This is a genomic window from Trinickia sp. (assembly GCF_057351765.1).
Genome location: NZ_JBMRBK010000036.1, coordinates 151,871 through 171,352, shown reverse-complemented (window position 1 = coordinate 171,352; position 19,482 = coordinate 151,871). Strand labels below are relative to the sequence as shown.

Sequence of the window (19,482 nt, the reverse complement as noted above, 5' to 3'; positions counted from 1 at the left end):
GCAAGGGCAACAGAAAAATATTTGTGCGGCGCACTAGACGAAGCTAGGGAAAATACCTAGAATTCTGTCTAGGGAAAACCCTTATTCGATCGGGAGTCGCCATGAGCTTCATTTTTGCCCTGTTCCAAAAGGTCAGCGATTTGTTCGCGTCGCCGCACCTGCCGCTCGACGCCGATTATTCGTTCCAGGCCCGCCACCGCGAGGCCGAGCGCGTGCGCCGTTCCCGCGCGACGTTCCTCGGCGTTCGCCTCGTCGACTGACCCGCGCCTCGCACCGGGCGCGCAAGACGCTGCCCGGTTCGGCCGATTCCAGGCGATTCCAGGCGATTCGTTCGCACCCGCTGCGCTGGCGGGTGCCGGCGTTGGTTCGACAGCACCGCTCCGCGCGAATACGCGATCGCACCGTAATCGGTACAATCGCCGACTTCCCGCCGACGTATCCCCGAACGATGTCATGCAAACCCAGACCCACATCGAGTCTCGACCTCACGCAGTAAAACATGTCGGGCTGGTGTTGCTCGCGCTCGCGGTAGGTGGATTCGCCATCGGCACGACCGAATTCGCGACGATGAGCCTCTTGCCGCTTTTCGCCGACGGCCTTGGCATCGATGCCCCGACGGCCGGCCATGTGATCAGCGCCTATGCGCTCGGTGTCGTCGTCGGCGCACCCGCGCTGGCCGTACTCGGCGCGCGACTCGACCGACGGCTGCTGCTCATCGTGCTGATGGGAATGTTCGCCCTCGGAAACGGTTTGTCCGCCATCGCACCGAACTATCACTGGATGCTCGTATTCCGCTTCCTGAGCGGTTTGCCCCACGGCGCCTATTTCGGTGCCGCGGCCCTGGTTGCCACTTCGCTCGTGCCCGAAGATCGTCGCACCGTGGCGGTCGGCCGCATGTTTCTTGGGCTGACGTCGGCCACGATCGTCGGTGTTCCGCTATCGAATTGGCTGGGCCATGCAATCGGCTGGCGATGGAGCTTTGCGTTCGCGGGCCTGCTCGGCGTGCTCACGATGACGTGTGTGCGCTTGCTGGCGCCCAAGGCACCGCCTGCGCCTGGCGCGGGTCCGCTGCGCGAACTGGGCGCGCTCGGGCGTTCGCAGGTATGGCTCACGCTCGGTATTGGGGCGATCGGGTTCGGCGGGCTCTTCGCGGTCTACACCTATCTGGCCGATGTACTCCATCGCGTGACGCACGTGTCGGTGGCAAGCGCCTCGCTCGTGCTGAGCGTGTTCGGCGTCGGTCTGACCGTCGGTAATCTGGTCATTCCCGTCTTCGCGGATCGCGCATTGATGCGCACGGTGGGGTGGTTGCTCGCCTGGAGCGCGGCGATGCTGCTGTTGTTTCCGTTTGCCGCGTCGAACGTCTGGCTGCTGACCCTCGACGTATTCCTGATCGGCATCGGCGGCGCACTCGGCACGGTACTCCAGACCCGGCTCATGGATGTCGCCGAAGACGCGCAAGGTCTCGCTGCCGCGCTCAATCACTCAGCGTTCAATACCGCGAATGCCCTGGGCCCGTTTCTCGGCGGGCTCGCGATCGCGGCCGGCTTTGGCTGGACCTCTCCGGGGCCGGTAGGCGCGCTGCTCGCCCTGGGCGGCCTCGGCGTTTGGGCGCTGTCCGGTTTCATCGAGCGGCGCACCCTCGCTCGGGCGGTCCCGACGCCGTGCCGTGTGTGCGTCGAGTCGGACGCCTGATCGCTCGAAACATTCCGCAGCGCCGGCGGGCAATGACTTCAGCAGTCCGAAGTTCTGTGCGCTCCCGCGTTTGCCGTTACCCGAATCGACCGCGTGCCGCATCGGTTTTCGAGAACGAAGCGTTCGGAATTTGTCACTTGTCCACGGTTTAATGGCTTTTTAGGATCGGCTAGACCCATCGCGAAGCGGGTCACCGGCACCGCCGGTCCGCGCGCGTCGGCCTTTCACGTATTCTTCGGGCCAACACCATGCATGACGTGAACGCGCAGCGGCAGGCGCGCATCTGGGTTTTTGCGCTCCTCTATATCGGCTTTTGCATTTCCTATATCGACCGGGTCGCGATCTCGCTCTCGCTCGTTCATATCGGCAAGGAATTTCATCTGAGCCCGGCCGCGCTCGGCATAGTGCTCAGCGTGTTTTATCTCAGCTACGCGGCGATGCAAATCCCCGGCGGCTGGATCGCCGATCGGTGGGGCAGCAAATTGGTGGTGGTCACATCGATTGCCTTTTGGTCCTTGTTCACGTTGTTGACCGGCCTGGCCTGGTCGCTCGCCTCGCTGATCGCCATCCGGCTTCTGTTCGGCTTGTGCGAGGGCGGTTATCCGTCCGCTTCGATCAAAGGCATCGCGGAGATCTACCCGCGCGTGGAACGGCCGAAAATGTCGGCGATGCTCGTCTCGTCGAACTATGTCGGCAGTTTCGTTGCACCGCTCGTCGTAGCGCCCCTGATTCTGACGCTCGGCTGGCGGCACGCGTTCTCGGCGATCGGCATCGCGGGCATTGTCTTCGCGCTGATTTACCTTTTCTTTGTGAAGGCCGTGAAGCCGTCGCGCGAGACGCCGTCCGGCCAACCGCCCACGCAGGCGCTCGCCGCCCGCGACGCAGCCGGCTCCCGTGCATTGCTCAGAATGCCGTTGATGTGGAAGGTACTGACGGTGTGGTTCGGTATGGGTATCGTCAATAAAGGGCTCGATGCGTGGATGCCTGCCTACTTGTTGACGGCTCGACATCTCGATCTCAAAGCCGTCGGCTTGCTGACGCCGTTGCCGTTTATCGCGGCAAGCATTTCGACGGCAATGGGCGGCTGGGTCATGACGCGTTTTTTCGATGGCAAGGAAAAGCGGCTCATGACGGCCTGTTGTGCGGTTACCGGCTTTTTCCTCTACGAAATGTATACGGCACAGACCATCGCCGGCGTTATCGCTTTTCAGGCGATCGTCTATTTTTTCAAATCGTTCGTGTTGGCGGTGGTCATTGCGTTGCCGACCAAAATCCTGCCTCAGCGGCTCGTCGGAACCGGCATCGGCATGGTGAATTTCGGTGGACAGATCGCCGGGTTCGTCGCGCCGGCCGTCATCGGCTTTCTCGTTTCCTACTACGGCACCTATGACGCGGCCTTCGGCTTTCTCATCGCTTCCACCGCGGTCGCGACGCTCGTCAGCCTGACGATCAGCGCAGCCAAAATACGCGGTGTACAGGCGGCCAACGCGCAGGAAGCGTAAGCGCCGCGGAAAATTGGACCGTGGTGTATGGCGCTATGATGTCGCGACTTACTCCGTCGCGCGCTTCGCACCATGAATGTGAATGCCAGAATTCTGCAGGAGGCGGCTGTCCGCTATTTCCTCGAAGTCGTCAATACGGGTTCGATCAGCGACGCCGCAAGCCGGCTTCACGTTGTGCCGTCGGCAATCAGCCGGCAGATTGGCCGGCTGGAGAGCGAACTCAACGTGACGCTGTTCGAGCGGTGCTCGCGCGGCATGGTGCCGAGCAAGGCGGGTGCGGTGCTCGCCGCCTACGCGCGCCGCTCGCTGCTCGACGCCGAACAGGTCAGCGCGGAGATCGAGGCGTTGCGCTGCGATGCGGCCTTCACGATCCGCATTGCCTGCACGGAGGGTTTCGTAGCCGACTTCCTGCCGCAAGCCATGGCCGATTTCAGATGCCATGAGCCGCGCGTCCAATTCGAGTTGAGCGTCGATTCCGCCGCTGGGGTGACACAACGCGTGCGCCAGGCCGATGCCGACATCGGTTTCACGTTCAGCCTGGGCCCCAGCGCCGATATCGAGGCGGTGTATTCGATGCCGTCGCCCGTGCTCGCGGTCGTGGGTTCGGCGCATCCGCTGGCAAGCGCCGAGTGCGTCTCGTTTCGCGAATTGCTCGCCTATCCGCTTGCCATTCCCGCCGCGAATTCGACGTTGCGCAAGCTCATCGATATCTACTGCTCCCGCGAGGGTGTCGCTTGTAAAAGCGTGCTCATGAGCGAGACGCTCGAAGCGCTGTTGCGCTTCACGGCAGCAAGCGATGCCATTACCTTTTGCGGCGAACTCGTCATTCGCACGCGGCTCGCCGAGGGCAAACTTATTGCGCTGCCGGTGCCGGAACTCAACGTCAGCGATCGATCGATCGAGGTGCAAACACTCGCGCGTCGTCAGATCCCGCCACTGATGCGCGGCTTTCTGGATTTAATCTGCCGCGCGTTGCCGCCGTCGGGCGCGCTTGTCCAAAAGTGACGGGTGCGTTCGATATTCGTCACTGGCCCGGGTTCAGCGCTTGCGCTACATTCGCAACGAATGCCGAAATTTGCCAGGACGTCAGTGCTCATGTCGAATCGAAACGAATGGACCCGTTATAGCGCAGTGGCGCTTGCCGCGTTATTGGACGCGCGCGAGGTATCCGCTCTCGAGTTGCTCGAGGCATGTCTCGAGCGCATCGAGATGTTCAATCCCAAGGTGAACGCTTTTACCGCGACTTCGTTCGACCGTGCGCGGCGTGAAGCGCGCGAAGCCGACGTCGCTTTCGCCAGGGGAGAGCGCAAGGGCATCCTCCAGGGCTTGCCGATCGGCATCAAGGATCTGGAAGAAACCGAGGGGCTTCTGACGACCTATGGCTCGCCGCGTTTTCGCAACTACATTCCCGATGCCGATAATGTGCTCGTGAAACGGTTGCGGCAGGCCGGCGCGATTGTAGTCGGCAAGACCAATGTGCCGGAGCTCGGTGCCGGTGCGAACACGTTCAATCCGGTATGGGGCGCGACCGGGAACCCGTTCAACCCGTTGCTGAACGCCGGGGGCTCGTCGGGCGGGTCGGCGGCCGCGCTGGCGCTCGACATGGTGCCGCTCGCGAGCGGCTCGGATACGGGCGGCTCGCTGCGTATTCCCGCGGCCAAGTGCGGCGTGGTCGGTTTGCGTACCTCGCCTGGACTCGTGCCGAGCGACCGAAAGCCGCTTGGGTGGACGCCGCTTTCGGTGGTCGGACCGATGGGGCGAACAGTCGAAGATGCTCGTCTGCAATTGCTGGCCACATTGGGACCCTCCGATACGGATCCGCTCAGCTACGCGGTACCGGCCGCGGCGGGAGCTCGGCAGTGGACCGATCTGTCCCGGCTGCGAGTGGGTTACACCGAGGACTTCGGCGTGTGCGAGGTCGATTCCGGAATTCGCGCAGTGTTTCGCGAGCGCGTTGCGGCGCTGAAGCACAATTTTGCCTTGTGCGAGCCGCTCGATTTCGATTTTGCCGACGCGCACCGGTGCTTCGATGTATTGCGGGCTGAAGCGTTCGTCGCCGGACTTCAAGAGGCCTATGAAAGCGACCCCGATTCGCTCGGTCCCAACCCGCGCGCCAATTACGAAATGGGCATGCGCCTCTCACTCACGGATTGTGTCTGGGCGCATGCCGCTCAAACGCGGCTGTTTCGGGCTTTCCAGCGTCTTTTCGATCGATACGATGTGATTCTCGCGCCGACCACCCCCGTGTCGCCGTTCCCTTGGCGCGAGCCTTATGCGGCATCGATCAATGGCGTTGCGCTGGACCATTACTATCGTTGGCTGGCGCTGACTTACGTCGTCACGCTGGTCACGAATCCGGCGCTCGCTTTACCGTGCGGCGTCGATCACGCGGGCATGCCGTTCGGCCTTCAGGTAATCGGGCCGTTCCGCGGCGACTTCGAATTGCTGGACATGGCTCGCGCGTTGGAAGCGGTCTGTCAATCGTCCCCATTGACGCGCCGGCCGGTGCCCGACGTCGCGCGGCTTCTCGAGACCAGCGTCGATCTGAAAGCGATCGTGACGCATCCTCCTTTGACCGATCCGGATCCCGTTCCGAATTCGGCGCTCGCGCGTCCGGCGGTCTGATATTCCCCGGCAAACAGGGCGGCGCGACAATGTTCCGTCGCGCTCGACGCGGCAGCATCGTGAACGGCTTGAAAACAATTACATGGCTAAAATCAGCGCCGAGTACCGCTTAAAACGGCTGTTTATGGCAAATCGGAAAACCTTAAAAATTGTTAAATTAGAAGCCGGATTTTATCCGCTTTAAACGGGGTGGGACCGCGTGATCAGTCGCAAACGGCGTGCGCTGGTTGGATTTTAGAAATATTTTGGAATTTACGAACCATCGGCTTTTCTGTCTCCGCATTTATTGCATGGTCATCGCTTGACACGGATTGACCTGTTCATTAGATTATGCGTGACGCTCGATTAAACACTCACTCCCTGACTTGCGTCAGGGATGCGTCTCGATTTAATTTTGCGTTCAACATAAAAAAATCCGAGGGCCATTGCCGTGGCGACCGTTTGGTACGTCAAAGGGCGGGCCAGTTTTAGAGGTACCCGTGACAGCACACCGCTATCGGACGCACTCGATGCGGCGCGAAGCTGTCCATCCGCTTGGAGACTTCTCATGCACACGCCGCTCCGTCATATCCAACATCACGATCCGTAAGCCGTTCGGCTCCTTATCCATCGATAGATTGCACACGGCCATTCGCTTGCCGAAGTCGTCGCAGGACTGTCCTGCGCGGCGCGTCGGTCAGGGCGGCGGAACGATCGTGCATGCAGTCGGAAGCGTCCGGCGTCGAGCAGTCACGCCGGAGGGGCAAACTCGCTGCGTTGAAACCATCGGTTTGTCGAAATTAAAATGCTTCAGGCACTAAATGGAGCTGAAATGGATATCGTTTTTTCGCGCGGGGACGCGACGCGGATAATAGAACCAGAAAAAGACGAGACGGTCCGCTATGGCGACCCTGTCGTGTTTCGGAGTTGCGCGAGCTCTACGCCGGTATTTTTAGCGGTCATTCGCCCACCGGACAGCAAGCGCCGTCCGGCTATCCTGCGCACGGAGATAGCAGCACCCGGAAAACACGAGGACGCCGACTATATTTGGAGCTTCGTACCTACAGCCGGATCGAAAAAACGATGCGGGGATCCGGTGTCGTTTGCCGACCGCGTCCGAATTCAACTATTCGATTATGTCGGCCAGTATCGTGTTCTTGCAACGAGCGATGCCACGGAACAGTTCGTGGGAGCGGAAAGGACGCCGGTTGGGCACGACGTGTCGACCTGGTCGGTCGCCTGTGCGGCGCGCTTGAGGCTCGAACCGGGTGGACGGGCGCTGCCGGACGGCGAGTTCCAACCTGCCATGGCGTACGGGACCAACGCCTACACGTCGTTTCTCAACGCAGGTCATTACCTGTGCGGCAGGCACGATCCAGGGGGCGGAACGGGAATCGTGACGGGAGTGGCTCCCGATCTTCCTGCTACCGGCATGAGCGTATGGTGGCGCGTGTATCGGAGCGTGTCCGATGTTCCCATCGTAACTTGATGTCGCATGGGAGAACGGAACTTCCTTGCATCGTCGCGGCGAAGCGCCGGTTGCCGCGAAACGTCTTATTGGGCCGCCGACCGGCGGCACCCGAGAAGGTGCCGGTCGGTCCGTTTCCATCGAGACGCCTCAGCTGATCGCTAGATGGTGCAGGTCGTGTCAGCTCACGTTGAAATGCACTCGCACGTCGCGCTGACTATCGACTGGATGGCCGTTTTCCATCGCTGGAAAGAAGCGCCATTTGTGGAGCGCTTCGAGCAGGATTTGATTGAGGCGCGGATTCGACGTCGGCTTCACCAGCTGGACTTCCGTGGTGCCGTCCGCGTGAATGGCGAAGCGCGCTACCGCTTCGGCGCGGTAAGCGTCCTCGCGCAGATCGTCAGGCAGCAACGGCAGCGGCTGGGAAAGCAGCCGCGCCTGCGCGGCGCCAACCGATGAGGAAGCCGGCAAGGCGTCCGCGGCACTCGGCCGCACGGATTCAGGCCGAACAGCGCCCCCATCGGCGGAGGGTGCCTCGCGGGCCGGCTCGGCGGACGGCTCGACGCGGGGCGGCGGTGCGCTTCGTTGCTGCACGCTCTGTCGCTGCGTGGGCTTGACCGCTTCATGGCGGATAAGCGGCTGCGCTGCTCGGCTTCGCCGTTCCGATATGGCATGCCGCATCGGCTCCGGCTGCGCTCGTGGGGCAATCTGAGCTGCAGGCGCGCGCGCCGTAATCTCGACCAGCTTCATGTCGATCGTTTTCGGCACGGGCCGGGGCCGGTCGTCCTGTGCGAAAAGCCGTGCGAAATGCGCGAGCACCCCTGCCCATGCCATCGTTGCGACCACGCACGCGAACGCGAAGCGAACTTTCGGAGCATCCGCCGCAGTCAACAGGCGCTGCCAACCGCTACTCACGATGTACAGCCACCAGGAAGTGCGCGGCACCCGCGCGCCGAGCCGCGAGCATTGCCTGCACGACGACGCCGTGTGCGGCGCCGTCATCGGCGGCTATTAGGATGTTCCCGTCGCGCGGCAAGTGACGCGCTACCGCTTGCGTCACTTGATCGAGCCGCACGGACTGCCGGTCGATGAAAATCTGATTCGTACGCGTGACGCTGAGCGTCAACGGTTCGTCGCGGTCCACGCGTTCGGCCATGCCTTGGGGCAGACTCACACGCACCGCGTCGAGCCGCTGCATCGCAAGCGACGTCAGCATGAATGTCGCGAGCAGGAAGAACATCACGTCGATCATCGGGATGATTTCGATGCGGCCACGCCGGGCCGGGCAAGCACGGCGAAGCTTCATGATGCGGTGCCGTCCTGCTCGATGCGCAGGTCTGCCAGCCACCCGTTCGCGAACGATTCGAGTTCGTCCATCAGCGCATCGATACGACGCGAGAAGAAGTTGAACGCGAACAACGCGACGAGGGCGATCACGATTCCAAGCGCCGTCGCGATGAGCGCTTGCGCGACGCCACCGGTGATGCCGGCCGGGTTCAAGAGTCCGGTGCCGATCAGCTTGAACGACTGCATCATTCCGACGATCGTGCCGAGGAGTCCGACGAGCGGAGCCGCCGTTACGATCGTTTCGAGGAGCCACAGTCCGCGGCCGATGTCGCGCTGGATTTGCACGGCCACGGCATCGATCTTCGTTTCGATCCGCCACAGCGGCGCGCTGCGCTCGTCGAATAGGCGCCCCACGCGGTGGAACGCGTGTTGCGACGGTAATCGCTCGAGCGCCGCAAAGCGTTCCTGCGCCGCGACTTCACCGGCGTCATACCCGGCTTGCCCGTTCGCATCGGCCAATCCAACCGGCACGCGAGCGAAGCGCCAGAAGGCGTATGCGCGATCGAGCACGATTGCCAGCGCCGCAACGGCCAACACCGTCAGCGGATACACGGCCCAGCCGCCCAGCCGTACGGCCTCGGCCAAGTTGATCCATTCGTTCAAGCTGTTCTCCTTTCCATCGATGTGCGCCGAGCGTCAAAACATCTTCGACAGGCCTGCGTAGATCGCGCGCTGCGGGCCGAACTGCGGCGCCTGCACGCCGATGCCCGAGCCGCTGCGCAATTGATAAACACGATTGAACGCATTGACGAGTACGAGACGCGCTGAGAATTTGCCGATGTACGGCTCGTTGAAGCGCTTGATCGCGCCGAGATCGAGCTGTGCGTAAAACGGCTCTTTGTCCGTGTTCGCGAAGCCGCTGCGCAAGCCGCTGCCGACGATCCCGTCGGCGCTCAGCGTTGTGTTGCCGAACGTGTAAGCGCCGCCGAACGAGGCCGTCAAGCGCTGATCGTGGTCGAGAAACACCCAGTTGCCGGCGATATAACTGAGCTCGTCTGGTCCGAAATTGAACTGCGCCGATTGAACATTCTTGCCCTGCGCGCGGCTGTAGGCGATGTTCAGATAGGCCGAGACGTTGTCCTTCTTGTAGCTCGCCGTGACTTCGGCGCCGTACACGCGGCCGTACCGATAATTGAACGGAGTGAAGATCAGTGCGGTACCGAACTGACCCTCGTCGAGCAAGTCGTGTGCGATCTTGTAGTACGCATCGAGACCGATCGTCAGATTTTGGGTGAGCTTCTGCTCGATACCGGCGTCGAAATAATGAGCGCGCTCGGGTTTCACCGGATCGTTTTGCGTCCCGGCGCTCTGATTGGTCGTGCCGTTGAAGAGGTCGATCGTCGATGGAGATACCAGCTCGAACGACGGCGGCGTGAAGTAGCGTGCGTAGCCGGCGTGCAGCGTCGTCGCGTTGGTGGGTTGATAGACCAGGCCGATGCGCGGGCTCAATTGGCTCGCGTCAACGTACTGGTTCAGCTTGTCGTAGCGCATGCCGTAATTCAGCGTCAGCTTGTCGGTGAGCTTCCACTCGTCTTGCAGATAGGCGCTATACAGGTATCCGCTTTTGCTGCTCGAATCGTTGATGCCGAACGGTACATCCGAGGTCTGGTTGCCGTTCGCGTCGACCGGAAAGACCGATACGCTGTGGTTGAAGTCCGCATGCTCCTGCTGGACCATCACGCCCGCGCGCACAGTATGTTTGTCGTTGAGCCGATAGACGAAATCGGTCTGCAGGCCGTTCGTCTGATCGCTATGGAAGTCCGATGACGCTACGCCGTTGAACGACAGATCGCCGATCGGATCGGGGTTGAACTGCGTGCGCGAATAGCGCGTGGAAAGCGCGATCTGATAGTCGAGCTTGCCGCCATTCGTGCCCTGCAACGCTATTACCGCGAAGTTGTTGAGCTCCGACTGCGTCTCGTTCAGGTTCGTGGAGTCAAACGACGAGACACCTTGCAGCGAGTACTGAATCGGCAGGCCAGCCGTGTTCGGCAGTTGGAACCAGTTGGTCGACGTGCCGAACATCACGCTCACGCGTGTGAGCGGATTGACGATGTACGACATGTACCCGAAACCGTTGCTTCGTTGCGTGTGATCGTGTGGCGGACTGCCGCTCGCGGTCGGCGACTCGATGCCGAGGTTATTCACGCCGTGGGAGCCGGAAAAGTAGTAGGTGAGCGGTCCCTGCGAGCCGAACACGTCGGCGCTTTGCTGGAGCGTCTGGTGGCTGCCGCCATAGACGTCGATCGATCCGCCTTGCCCGAGGTCGCCCGCCTTCGTCTTGATGTCGACGATACCCGCCGTTCGATAGCCGTACTCCGCGGGCAACGCGCCCGTCACCAGATTGAGCTGGCCGACGATGCGCGAATCGAACGACTGGCCGAAGCCGCTGATCGGCTCCGGAATGAGGATGCCGTTGATACGGTACTGCAGATCCGCGTGATCGCCGCGCACGTGAAGCTGTCCGTAGGAATCGTTGGCGACACCGGGCATTTGCAGCAGAACCTCATTGAGTGGCGTGTTCTGGCCTTGCGGCATGGCGTCGATGTCTGCCTGCATCACGCGGTAGACGCTCGCGCCGATATCGGGCTGAAAGCCGTTGCGCGCGCGATCGAGGCGCTGCGCATCGATATTCACGTCGAGCGCGCTGCCCTTTTCGAGCGCGATATCGATCTCGAGCGGCTTGCCCGCTTCGATCGTTTCGATGCGCGTGTTGCTGCTGAAATTTTTCGCATCGATGCTCAGCGCGTAGGTACCGGACGCGAGGCCACCCACTTCGAACCGCCCGTCAGGACCTGTTTGCGCGTGAGCGATGGTATTGCCGCCGGCGTCCTGAACAAGCACGTCGGCATGTTCCAGCGCGTGGCCGTGCCGGTCCGTGACGACGCCGCGCAAAGCCGGAGCATCGGGGACGGCAAGTGCGGAGAGCGGAATGCTCAAGGCAATGTGCAGACAGCCCGCACGCCTGATCAGGTTTCTGTGTTTCGTCATTTTTCTCGTTCGAAAGCGGAATCCGCTTGCCGGAAGCGTCTTCACACGGATCAGCACGGAACAGCGGCGAATTGACGGCGTTCCTCGTAAGCTGCCAGCGCCCATCGTTAATCGGTGAAACGATATAACGTATCATCGTGGAGTGAGATGATATAACGTATCACGATTGTTTCGCAAGATGCGATCCAACTGGCGATGCGCACCTCTAAGCCCCGGCTAAGGTCCGCTTGGCAAGATGCATTCGTTCCAGGCCTTTCAAGGGGTAACGATGTCCGCCATCGAGCAACATGGCGACGAGACTTACGGGCTCGTCGCGCGCCTTCTTCACTGGCTGGTGGTCGCTCTGGTCGCTGCGCAATTCGTTCTGGGCTGGACGATGCCCGAAGTGCACCGGGATACGCAACCGGTCGGCCTCATTGCGTGGCATCTCGCGCTCGGTGCGGCATTGATCGCGGCCATGGCGGTGCGCATTCTCTGGCGGCTGACGCACCGGCCGCCCCCGAGCGACCTGCCGCCGCTGCTCAGTACCGTTTCGCGCGTCACACACTTCGTGCTTTACGCTGCGCTGATCGCAGTTCCCGTGCTTGGCTGGGCCAACGCGTCGTCGCGAGGCTGGTCCGTGAAGGTCGTCGGGGCGCTGCCATTGCCGGCGCTCGCAGCTTCGGGTTCGACCGTGGGGCATGCGATGGGTGATATCCATAGCGCGCTCGCCTGGGTGTTGCTCGTGCTTATCGGCATGCACGTCGGCGCCGCGCTCTTGCATCGCTTCGTGTTCAAGGACAACGTATTGCGACGGATGATGTGATGCTCGGCCAGCCGGCCGGAGCGCCAGCTTCGTTCGGCCAGGGCGCCGAGCCTATCCGGGGCGGAAACAGGAATTACAGATCATTACAAAGCGGCGGAGTTTCAGATCGCGCGGTAAAAAAAACGGGCGTTTGCCACGCCCGTTTTCGTCCGATCGTCGCCGGTCAGCAATTGCCTTTCTTCGCCTGGCCCGGTGGGCAGAAACCATTGCCGGGGCCGCCTTGCGGGCGGACTACGACGCCGGGCTGATCGGGTACATAGACAGCGCATCCGCTGAGTACGCCGGCAGCAATAGTCAGGACCACCATCATTTTTTTCATCCGAGAATCCCCGCTATGAGCATAGGGAGGGGCATTCGCCCCTCCGGTGTTTGAATGCAATGTGTCAGAAGCTGAAATTGACGGTCTGGCTGCCGCTCGAGACATTGACGGCGCTCGACTGCGTCGCACCCGAGGCAGCATCCGCCTCGATCGTATATTGACCGGCCGACGTGGTCGCGGCAGTCAGGGAGATCGGCAACGCGTTGCTGTAAGCGCCGACCAACGGCGGATTGACCGGCAACGTCATGGTGTACGCACCCGTCGTCAGATTGGCGTTGGCCGAGGCGATTTCGTAAGTGCCGGAGGTCGTCGTTTGCAGCGCGCGCAGGCTCGCGTCCGCGGACGCGGTGACCGTGCCGCTGACGGTGTTCATCGTGGATGCCGGCAACGTGATGGGCTGAGCAGCAGTCGATATGTGCGTCGTCGCGCCAACGACAACCGGCACCGATGTAATGACGCCGCTCGACACGCCGCTTTGCGCGATCACGACGTCGTAGCTGCCGTTGCTTGCGCTCGCGACGAGCGGGGCGAAAGTGAAATGCCCGGTGCTGTCGGCAACGGTGCCGCTGATGACTTTGCCGTTTTGCTCCGCATAGACAGTCGCGCCGGCTTCGGCCGGTGCGACGAAGCCGTCGATCGTACCGCTTACCGTCGTGGGGGTGGCCGTAATGACCGGCTTGAGCGCATACCCGCCGTTGCCCTGCTGGACCACGGACTTGCACGCGTTGAAGTCGAGCACGAGATCCACCGTGCTGTTGGGGTCAACGGTAAACGGGCGAATGATTTTCAACCCGCTTTGCGTCGCGCTCGGCGTGGCGAGCGCGACTTCGGTCGTCGTACCCGAAACGACAACCGAGTTGGCCAATGCGTTGCCCTGATTCGAAGCGAGCACGAGGCGCACTTGCTGATATTGGCCAGCCGGCAACGTGGTTTGGCCTAGCGTCGTCAGCACGCCGTTCGTGAGCGTCAGCAGGTCGATCTTCTGCGGCGTCGCAAGCGTGATGTCGCTCCAGCCGCCGTCGTTATCGCCCGCCGCCGAACTCATGTTGACGCGGACCTGATCCACGGTCACATAGACATGATCGAAGCCACATGCCGGTGCATCGGTCATGTGAACGGCCAACGTGCCCGTTGGCGTGCCGCCGCCGCCTCCACCGCCGCAGGCGCCAAGTAGGATCGCCGTGCATGCGAGCGCCGCACCGGAGAGCAGTTTTGGTAGATTAGGGCTCATGGTCACCACCTCTTCTTCGTCACTGGTGCGCGAAGCATATGCGTGAGGGGCTGCAAACTCTTTCTCTCTTTGCAACAAACGGTAACTTCTCTCCTCAATTCAGGCGGGCCTGGACAGGCGGGTGTCCGAATCGGCGCGTGTACGCGCGGGAAAACGCGGCGGCGCTGCCAAACCCCACATGCGCGGCAATCGATTTGACACGGTCGCCACGGACGAGCGCCCGGCGCGCGAGCGCAAGGCGCCATTCCGTCAAGTAACTGCTCGGTGTGGTTCCCACGACTTCGCGGAACAGCTCCATGAACCGACTGCGCGAAACGCCGGCGATCGCGGCGAGATCCTCGATTCGCCATGCCCGCGACGGCTGGTCGTGCATCGCAGCGAGCGCGCGATGCAGGGCGGGGTGGGACAGGCCGGCGAGCAGCCCCGGCCGCGTTGCACCGGCGTCGATCGTGCGCCGCAGCACCATCAGGACGATGACTTCGGCAAGCCGCTCCAGCGCCGTCTGCTTTCCGCACCGTACATCGAGCGCCTCGGCGGTGAGTACGCTAGCGAGCGCGCGCAGATCGGGCGCGTCTTCGAGCCCGATCTCGATATGCTCGGGCAGCGCGCTCAAAAGCGGGTTCAGCGGACCGCCGAAGCATAACGAAACAGCGGCGAGCCCCTCGCTATCGGCCGCGGCGACGGGCGGACCGATCGTCAGAACGAGGCTGCGCGCCGCATTCGCGGATCCTTTGACCGTCAGCGTCGCGTCGCTTGCGCGGTCGTCGGGCGAGAACGCCCTCGCGGTGAAGTCGAACGCGCGAAAAAACGCGGAAAGTCGGTCGGGCTTCGGGGATATCGGATTTTTAATCATGCAATTCGGACTCCTCATGATCGAGAGTATGGGAATCTTCATGCATGCCGTCAATCACGGATTGCCCGGCACATCGATGACCAAGGAGGAAAGACAGATGTTGATACCCAGACAGGCCGCACCGGAACTCAGTGTCGCCACGCTCGGCGGCGGCAGATTCGATCTCGCGCACCAAACGCCCGATTATCTGACCTTGATTTGCTTTTATCGGGGCTTGCATTGCCCGATTTGCGCGATGTATCTCCGGGAGCTCGAGCGGCTGACACCCGAATTCGCTCAGCGCGGGGTGACGACTATCGCCATCAGCTCGGACGACGAAGCACGGGCACGAGAGATGGCGACTAAGATCGGCGCCGATCGATTGACGGTGGGATATGGCTTGCCGCTCGAAAAAGCGCGCGAATGGGGCCTCTACATTTCCTCATCGCGCGGAAAGACGTCGATCGGCATCGAAGAGCCCGCGCTCTTTTCCGAGCCGGGCGTGTTTCTGATCAAGTCCGACAGGACGATTTACTACGCGTCGGTTCAATCGATGCCGTTCGTCCGGCCAAGCTTCGCCGAATTGCTGAAAGCCGTCGATTTCACGATCGAGCATGCATATCCGGCGCGCGGCGAGTACACGGGAGAGGTTTGACGAGCTTGCGTCAGGCGCGCTTGCCGTCCTCCGTGTCCGGTACGGTATCGAGGTCGGTCAGCCATGCGTTTGCGCTCGCGTCGCTCGGCGCGCGGTAGTCGCCGCGCGGCGAAAGCGAACCGCCCGAACCGACCTTGGGCCCGTTCGGCAGGCAACTACGCTTGAACTGCTGTTGCTCGAAAAAGCGCCGCAGGAATACGGCCAGCCAGCGTTTGATGTCCGCGATGTCGTACTCGTGCCGCTTTTCGTCCGGCAGGTCCGGCCATGCCCCTTGCGTACGGTCGCGCCATGCGGTCCAGGCGAGAAACGCCACTTTCGAGGGGCGGTAGCCGAAACGCAGCAGATAGTAGAGGTTGAAGTCCTGCAACTCGTACGGGCCGACCGCTGCTTCGGTGAGCTGAATCGTCCCGTCCTCGCCCGGCGGAATCAGCTCGGGGCTGATATCGGTCTCGAGCACATCGCGCAAGACCGCGGCGGCGGGCGCATCGAGTCCGCTTTCATCGGCGGTCCACCGAATCAGATATTGGATCAGCGTTTTCGGCACGCTCGCGTTGACGCCATAGTGCGACATGTGATCGCCGACACCGTAGGTACACCAGCCCAGCGCGAGTTCGCTGAGATCGCCGGTGCCAACTACGAGACCGCCATGCATGTTGGCGATGCGAAAGAGGTGACTCGTCCGCTCGCCCGCCTGCACGTTCTCGAACGTAATGTCATGAACCGCTTCGCCGAGAGCGAACGGGTGCCCGAGGTCTTGAAGCATCTGCATGCAGCTCGGGCGAATATCGATTTCGTTCGTTCGGCAGCCGAACGCGGCGACGAGGCGACGAGCCTGGCCGAGCGTACGTTCGCCGGTGCCGAAGCCGGGAAGAATACAGGCGATGATCGCGCTGCGCGGCAACTGCAGCCGATCGACGGCGCGCACGCACACGAGCAAAGCGAGTGTCGAATCGAGGCCGCCCGATATGCCGATGACGAGGGTCTTCGTTTTAGCGGCACGCATGCGCGTGACGAGACCTTGTACCTGGATATCGTAGATCTCGCGGCACCGTTCGCCGCGCCGTGCCGGATCGGCCGGCACGTACGGGAAACGTTCGTAGCGGCGAGCGAGCGGCAGATGGATGCCGGTCGGCACGGCAGCCGGCACGTCGACGGTGCGGAATCGCGCTGTGGTGTCGCGATGCAGACGGACCGAATCGCCGAACGTCGTTTGCCGCATCCGTTCCTCGACGAGTCGATCGAGGTCGATATCGGCGCAGATCAGTTGTGCCTTGTCGGCGAAGCGCTCGGTTTCGGCCAGTGCGTTGCCGTTTTCGTAGATCATTCCGTGGCCGTCCCACGCAAGATCCGTCGTGGATTCGCCGACGCCCGCGGCGCTATAGGCGTACGCTGCCAGGCAGCGAGCCGATTGACCGCTCGCGAGCAAGCGCCGGTAATCGGCCTTGCCGACCGTCACGTTCGACGCCGAAAGATTGAGCAGTACCGTTGCACCTGCCAGCGCGGCGAACGAGGAGGGCGGGATCGGTACCCAGAGGTCCTCGCAGATTTCGATGTGAAACGTGAAAAGCGGCTGCCCTTCGATCCGGAAGAGCAGATCGGGCGAGCAAGGAATACCGGTTTGTCCGATGAGATCGATCGACTCGCGGTGCAGGCAGGAGGCCTCGGCGAACTGCCGTCCTTCGTAGAATTCGCGGTAATTCGGCAGGTAGTTTTTCGGTACGATGCCGAGCAGACGGCCCCGATGCACGACGGCGCCGCAGTTGAACAGTAGGCCATCGATCACGAGCGGCAGACCGACGATCGCCGTCGTCGATAATTGACGCGACGCGGCGACGATATCGCTCAGCGCGATCAGGCAGGCCTCGAGCAGCGCCTGCTGGTGGAACAGGTCGTCGCAGGCGTAACCGGACAAGCCGAGTTCGGGGAACAGCGTGACGAGCGCATGGCGGGCATCGGCCTCTTGCATCAGTGCGATCGTCTCGCGCGCGTTGACGGCGGGGTCCGCGACGCGCACGGGCGGGACCGCGACCGCGAGCCGCGCGAAGTTGTGGCGATAGAGGTTGAAAAAGGCCGGTACTTCGGTCATGGCGAATTCGTTCCTTACGGCGGCGGTATCGGCTGCATGGCGAGTTGGCCGATATCGGATCGAGAATAGGGCTTCATCGAGCTCAATGTGCAATGTTACGCGATTCTGCCTGCTTGGCTCGGGCACTGCCAAAGCGGGAATCGCCCGCGGTAGGGGTTTGCGCGACGGAGGAGGGCATTTCAGGCCCGCGCCGTATTCGCGTAATATCGCATCGGCGTGAAAGGCCCGTCAGGACAAAGATATCGTCGAATCTATGGAAAAGAACCGGCTCGAAGCATTCAGCGATGGCGTGCTCGCCATCATCATCACGATCATGGTGCTCGAGCTCAAGGTACCGCATAGCGCCGAGCTTGCCGCGCTGGCTCCGCTATGGCCGACGGTGGCAAGCTACGTCCTCAGCTTCATCTATGTCGGCATTTACTGGAACAACCACCACCATATGTTTCAGGCCAGCCGCAGCGTCGATGCCAGCGTGCTCTGGTCGAATCTGCATCTGCTGTTCTGGCTGTCGCTGCTGCCTTTCGCAACCGGCTGGATGGGAGAGAACCACTTCGCCCGTTGGCCGACCGTCTGCTACGGGGTCGACCTTTTTGCCTGCGCGTCGGCCTATCACATCCTGCAAACGCGGCTCGTGCGGCACCACGGCGCCGAGAGCCGATTGGCACAGGTGATCGGGCGGGACATGAAGGGCAAGGCGTCGGTTGTACTCTACGCGCTCGGAATCGCGTTGGCGGCGGCCGATTTTCCGCGCGTGGGGGCGCTTCTCTATGTCGCGGTCGCGCTCATGTGGTTCATTCCCGACCGACGCATGGAGCGGGCGATTCGGGCGCGCGAGAGCTGACGACTCGCCGCGCGCCGCACCGTGCGCTTAACGCACGCGCCGCGTACGGCGGTAGTGGTCGAACAGCACGGCGAGCAGCAGGATACCGCCGCGAATCAGATACTGGTAGAACGTCGGCACGTTCATGAGGCTCATCGCGTTTTGCACCGAGCCCATGATCAACACGCCGACCAGCACACCGGAGATCGTCGCCACGCCGCCCGTCAGCGAAACGCCGCCGAGCACGCAAGCGGAGATGACACCGAGTTCGAGACCCACCGAAGTCTTCGGATCGCCAAGACTCATCCGGGAGGCCAGCATGACACCGGCAAAGCCCGTGACGAGTCCTTGCAGCACGAACACCGCGACCTTGATGCGCGTGACGGGCAGGCCCGCGAGCGCCGCCGCCTCTGAGTTGCCGCCCACGGCCAGCACGTTCTTGCCGAATACCGTCTTTCTCAGCAAAAAGCCGAACACGATGAAGCCGACGATATTGCTCCAGATCGGATAGGAAATGCCCAGAAACGAGCCGCCGCCAAGATTGAAGAAGCTTTCTTCGGAAATCATGACCGCATCGCCGTTCGAAACGATATAAGCCAACCCGCGCACGACTTCCATCATGGCCAGCGTGACGATGAGCGAATTGATCTTGTAGCGCGCCACGAGCACGCCGTTGACGAGACCGACCGCGCCGCCCGCCAGCACGCCAACCGTGACGCCGAATACGACGCTATGCGTGGCCGTGATCAGCATCGAGGCGACGACCCCGGAGAACGCGACGATCGAGGCGACCGAGAGGTCCACTTCGCCGAGCGCCAGTACGAACATCATCGTGACGGCGATGGAGCCGATGAGGGTGACCGAAAGCAGCAGCCCCTGCATGTTGCGGCTCGTCAGGAAGTCCGGTACCGCCAGCGCCAGTATCGCGAACAGGATGACGAAGACCATGACGATGCCGGACTTGTTGGCCAGACGCCAGGCTCTCGTCCCGAAAGAAGGCGACTCGTGCGGGGCGGCTTGCGACGACAGGGCCGGCTCGGCGGCGGGGCGGATGCTCGGTGGTTGTTGCATGATGTCTCTCATTCGTGGGTGCCGCCCGGGCTGGATGCTCGGGCGCACGCCGGTTC

The 19,482-nt window shown here is 62.2% G+C and carries 17 protein-coding genes; 9 read left to right on the top strand and 8 right to left on the bottom strand.

What is annotated here, in order from left to right:
* Positions 1 to 101: 101 nt before the first annotated feature.
* The 6 genes from ACO1XS_RS09135 (at position 102) to ACO1XS_RS09110 (ending at position 7,290) form a co-directional block, all read left to right on the top strand.
* The gene (locus tag ACO1XS_RS09135; RefSeq protein ID WP_331574517.1) at positions 102 to 260 is read left to right on the top strand and encodes a hypothetical protein; all 159 of its coding nucleotides are present in this window, start codon (positions 102 to 104) and stop codon (positions 258 to 260) included.
* 193 nt (positions 261 to 453) lie between these two features.
* Positions 454 to 1,695 carry an MFS transporter gene (locus tag ACO1XS_RS09130; RefSeq protein ID WP_486390494.1) on the top strand — a complete coding sequence of 414 codons (1,242 nt, stop codon included), beginning with the start codon at positions 454 to 456 and terminating at the stop codon, positions 1,693 to 1,695.
* Between the two features lie 248 nt (positions 1,696 to 1,943).
* Positions 1,944 to 3,197, top strand: a complete 1,254-nt coding sequence (locus ACO1XS_RS09125; protein ID WP_486390493.1) for an MFS transporter — start codon at positions 1,944 to 1,946, stop codon at positions 3,195 to 3,197.
* Between the two features lie 78 nt (positions 3,198 to 3,275).
* Positions 3,276 to 4,202, top strand: coding sequence for a LysR family transcriptional regulator (locus tag ACO1XS_RS09120; protein WP_331574513.1), 927 nt, complete (start codon positions 3,276 to 3,278; stop codon positions 4,200 to 4,202).
* 90 nt (positions 4,203 to 4,292) lie between these two features.
* A complete protein-coding gene (locus ACO1XS_RS09115) occupies positions 4,293 to 5,822 on the top strand; it encodes an amidase (protein WP_486390492.1) in 1,530 nt (509 codons plus the stop codon).
* 811 nt (positions 5,823 to 6,633) lie between these two features.
* Positions 6,634 to 7,290 (top strand): hypothetical protein, encoded by a 657-nt coding sequence (locus ACO1XS_RS09110; protein WP_486390491.1) that lies wholly within the window; start codon positions 6,634 to 6,636, stop codon positions 7,288 to 7,290.
* A 159-nt stretch (positions 7,291 to 7,449) separates the two neighbouring features.
* On the opposite strand, the gene ACO1XS_RS09105 is transcribed toward ACO1XS_RS09110, so the two are convergent.
* Genes ACO1XS_RS09105 through ACO1XS_RS09090 form a run of 4 tightly spaced genes read right to left on the bottom strand, consistent with a single transcriptional unit; the run spans position 7,450 to position 11,607 of the window.
* The gene (locus ACO1XS_RS09105) at positions 7,450 to 8,184 is read right to left on the bottom strand and encodes a TonB family protein (protein ID WP_486390490.1); all 735 of its coding nucleotides are present in this window, start codon (positions 8,182 to 8,184) and stop codon (positions 7,450 to 7,452) included.
* Entirely contained in the window at positions 8,177 to 8,575 is a 399-nt protein-coding gene (locus tag ACO1XS_RS09100; RefSeq protein WP_331569411.1) for an ExbD/TolR family protein, read from the bottom strand. The genes ACO1XS_RS09105 and ACO1XS_RS09100 overlap by 8 nt, the downstream gene beginning before the upstream one ends.
* Positions 8,572 to 9,219 carry a MotA/TolQ/ExbB proton channel family protein gene (locus ACO1XS_RS09095; RefSeq protein ID WP_486390489.1) on the bottom strand — a complete coding sequence of 216 codons (648 nt, stop codon included), beginning with the start codon at positions 9,217 to 9,219 and terminating at the stop codon, positions 8,572 to 8,574. Before ACO1XS_RS09095 ends, ACO1XS_RS09100 begins: the two co-directional genes overlap by 4 nt.
* Before the next feature lie 33 nt (positions 9,220 to 9,252).
* A complete protein-coding gene (locus ACO1XS_RS09090; RefSeq protein WP_486390488.1) occupies positions 9,253 to 11,607 on the bottom strand; it encodes a TonB-dependent receptor in 2,355 nt (784 codons plus the stop codon).
* Between the two features lie 268 nt (positions 11,608 to 11,875).
* Between ACO1XS_RS09090 and ACO1XS_RS09085 the strand changes: the two genes are divergently transcribed.
* Positions 11,876 to 12,412 carry a cytochrome b gene (locus ACO1XS_RS09085; protein WP_331569416.1) on the top strand — a complete coding sequence of 179 codons (537 nt, stop codon included), beginning with the start codon at positions 11,876 to 11,878 and terminating at the stop codon, positions 12,410 to 12,412.
* A 383-nt stretch (positions 12,413 to 12,795) separates the two neighbouring features.
* Here the strand turns inward: ACO1XS_RS09085 and ACO1XS_RS09080 are convergent, their stop codons facing one another.
* Entirely contained in the window at positions 12,796 to 13,962 is a 1,167-nt protein-coding gene (locus tag ACO1XS_RS09080) for a DUF4382 domain-containing protein (RefSeq protein ID WP_486390487.1), read from the bottom strand.
* A 94-nt stretch (positions 13,963 to 14,056) separates the two neighbouring features.
* Positions 14,057 to 14,815: a helix-turn-helix transcriptional regulator gene (locus tag ACO1XS_RS09075; RefSeq protein WP_331569420.1), complete on the bottom strand. Its 759-nt coding sequence runs from the start codon at positions 14,813 to 14,815 to the stop codon at positions 14,057 to 14,059.
* Here ACO1XS_RS09075 and ACO1XS_RS09070 point away from each other — a divergent pair.
* Positions 14,814 to 15,449 (top strand): peroxiredoxin-like family protein, encoded by a 636-nt coding sequence (locus tag ACO1XS_RS09070; RefSeq protein WP_486390486.1) that lies wholly within the window; start codon positions 14,814 to 14,816, stop codon positions 15,447 to 15,449. The genes ACO1XS_RS09075 and ACO1XS_RS09070 overlap by 2 nt on opposite strands.
* A 10-nt stretch (positions 15,450 to 15,459) precedes the next feature.
* On the opposite strand, the gene ACO1XS_RS09065 is transcribed toward ACO1XS_RS09070, so the two are convergent.
* Complete coding sequence (locus tag ACO1XS_RS09065) at positions 15,460 to 17,535, bottom strand: NAD(+) synthase (RefSeq protein WP_486390485.1); 2,076 nt, start codon at positions 17,533 to 17,535, stop codon at positions 15,460 to 15,462.
* Between the two features lie 253 nt (positions 17,536 to 17,788).
* Between ACO1XS_RS09065 and ACO1XS_RS09060 the strand changes: the two genes are divergently transcribed.
* Entirely contained in the window at positions 17,789 to 18,376 is a 588-nt protein-coding gene (locus tag ACO1XS_RS09060) for a TMEM175 family protein (RefSeq protein WP_440560321.1), read from the top strand.
* A 27-nt stretch (positions 18,377 to 18,403) separates the two neighbouring features.
* Here the strand turns inward: ACO1XS_RS09060 and araH are convergent, their stop codons facing one another.
* Positions 18,404 to 19,426: an L-arabinose ABC transporter permease AraH gene (araH, locus tag ACO1XS_RS09055; protein ID WP_486390484.1), complete on the bottom strand. Its 1,023-nt coding sequence runs from the start codon at positions 19,424 to 19,426 to the stop codon at positions 18,404 to 18,406.
* Positions 19,427 to 19,482: the final 56 nt, after the last annotated feature.

Bases quoted from the DNA above. Each gene is read 5' to 3' on its own strand.
- ACO1XS_RS09135 (WP_331574517.1), top strand. From the start codon at position 102: ATGAGCTTCATTTTTGCCCTGTTCCAAAAGGTCAGCGATTTGTTCGCG.
- ACO1XS_RS09130 (WP_486390494.1), top strand. From the start codon at position 454: ATGCAAACCCAGACCCACATCGAGTCTCGACCTCACGCAGTAAAACAT.
- ACO1XS_RS09125 (WP_486390493.1), top strand. From the start codon at position 1,944: ATGCATGACGTGAACGCGCAGCGGCAGGCGCGCATCTGGGTTTTTGCG.
- ACO1XS_RS09115 (WP_486390492.1), top strand. From the start codon at position 4,293: ATGTCGAATCGAAACGAATGGACCCGTTATAGCGCAGTGGCGCTTGCC.
- ACO1XS_RS09110 (WP_486390491.1), top strand. From the start codon at position 6,634: ATGGATATCGTTTTTTCGCGCGGGGACGCGACGCGGATAATAGAACCA.
- ACO1XS_RS09100 (WP_331569411.1), bottom strand. From the start codon at position 8,575: ATGAAGCTTCGCCGTGCTTGCCCGGCCCGGCGTGGCCGCATCGAAATC.
- ACO1XS_RS09090 (WP_486390488.1), bottom strand. From the start codon at position 11,607: ATGACGAAACACAGAAACCTGATCAGGCGTGCGGGCTGTCTGCACATT.
- ACO1XS_RS09085 (WP_331569416.1), top strand. From the start codon at position 11,876: ATGTCCGCCATCGAGCAACATGGCGACGAGACTTACGGGCTCGTCGCG.
- ACO1XS_RS09080 (WP_486390487.1), bottom strand. From the start codon at position 13,962: ATGAGCCCTAATCTACCAAAACTGCTCTCCGGTGCGGCGCTCGCATGC.
- ACO1XS_RS09070 (WP_486390486.1), top strand. From the start codon at position 14,814: ATGCAATTCGGACTCCTCATGATCGAGAGTATGGGAATCTTCATGCAT.
- ACO1XS_RS09075 (WP_331569420.1), bottom strand. From the start codon at position 14,815: ATGATTAAAAATCCGATATCCCCGAAGCCCGACCGACTTTCCGCGTTT.
- ACO1XS_RS09065 (WP_486390485.1), bottom strand. From the start codon at position 17,535: ATGACCGAAGTACCGGCCTTTTTCAACCTCTATCGCCACAACTTCGCG.
- ACO1XS_RS09060 (WP_440560321.1), top strand. From the start codon at position 17,789: ATGGAAAAGAACCGGCTCGAAGCATTCAGCGATGGCGTGCTCGCCATC.
- araH (WP_486390484.1), bottom strand. From the start codon at position 19,426: ATGCAACAACCACCGAGCATCCGCCCCGCCGCCGAGCCGGCCCTGTCG.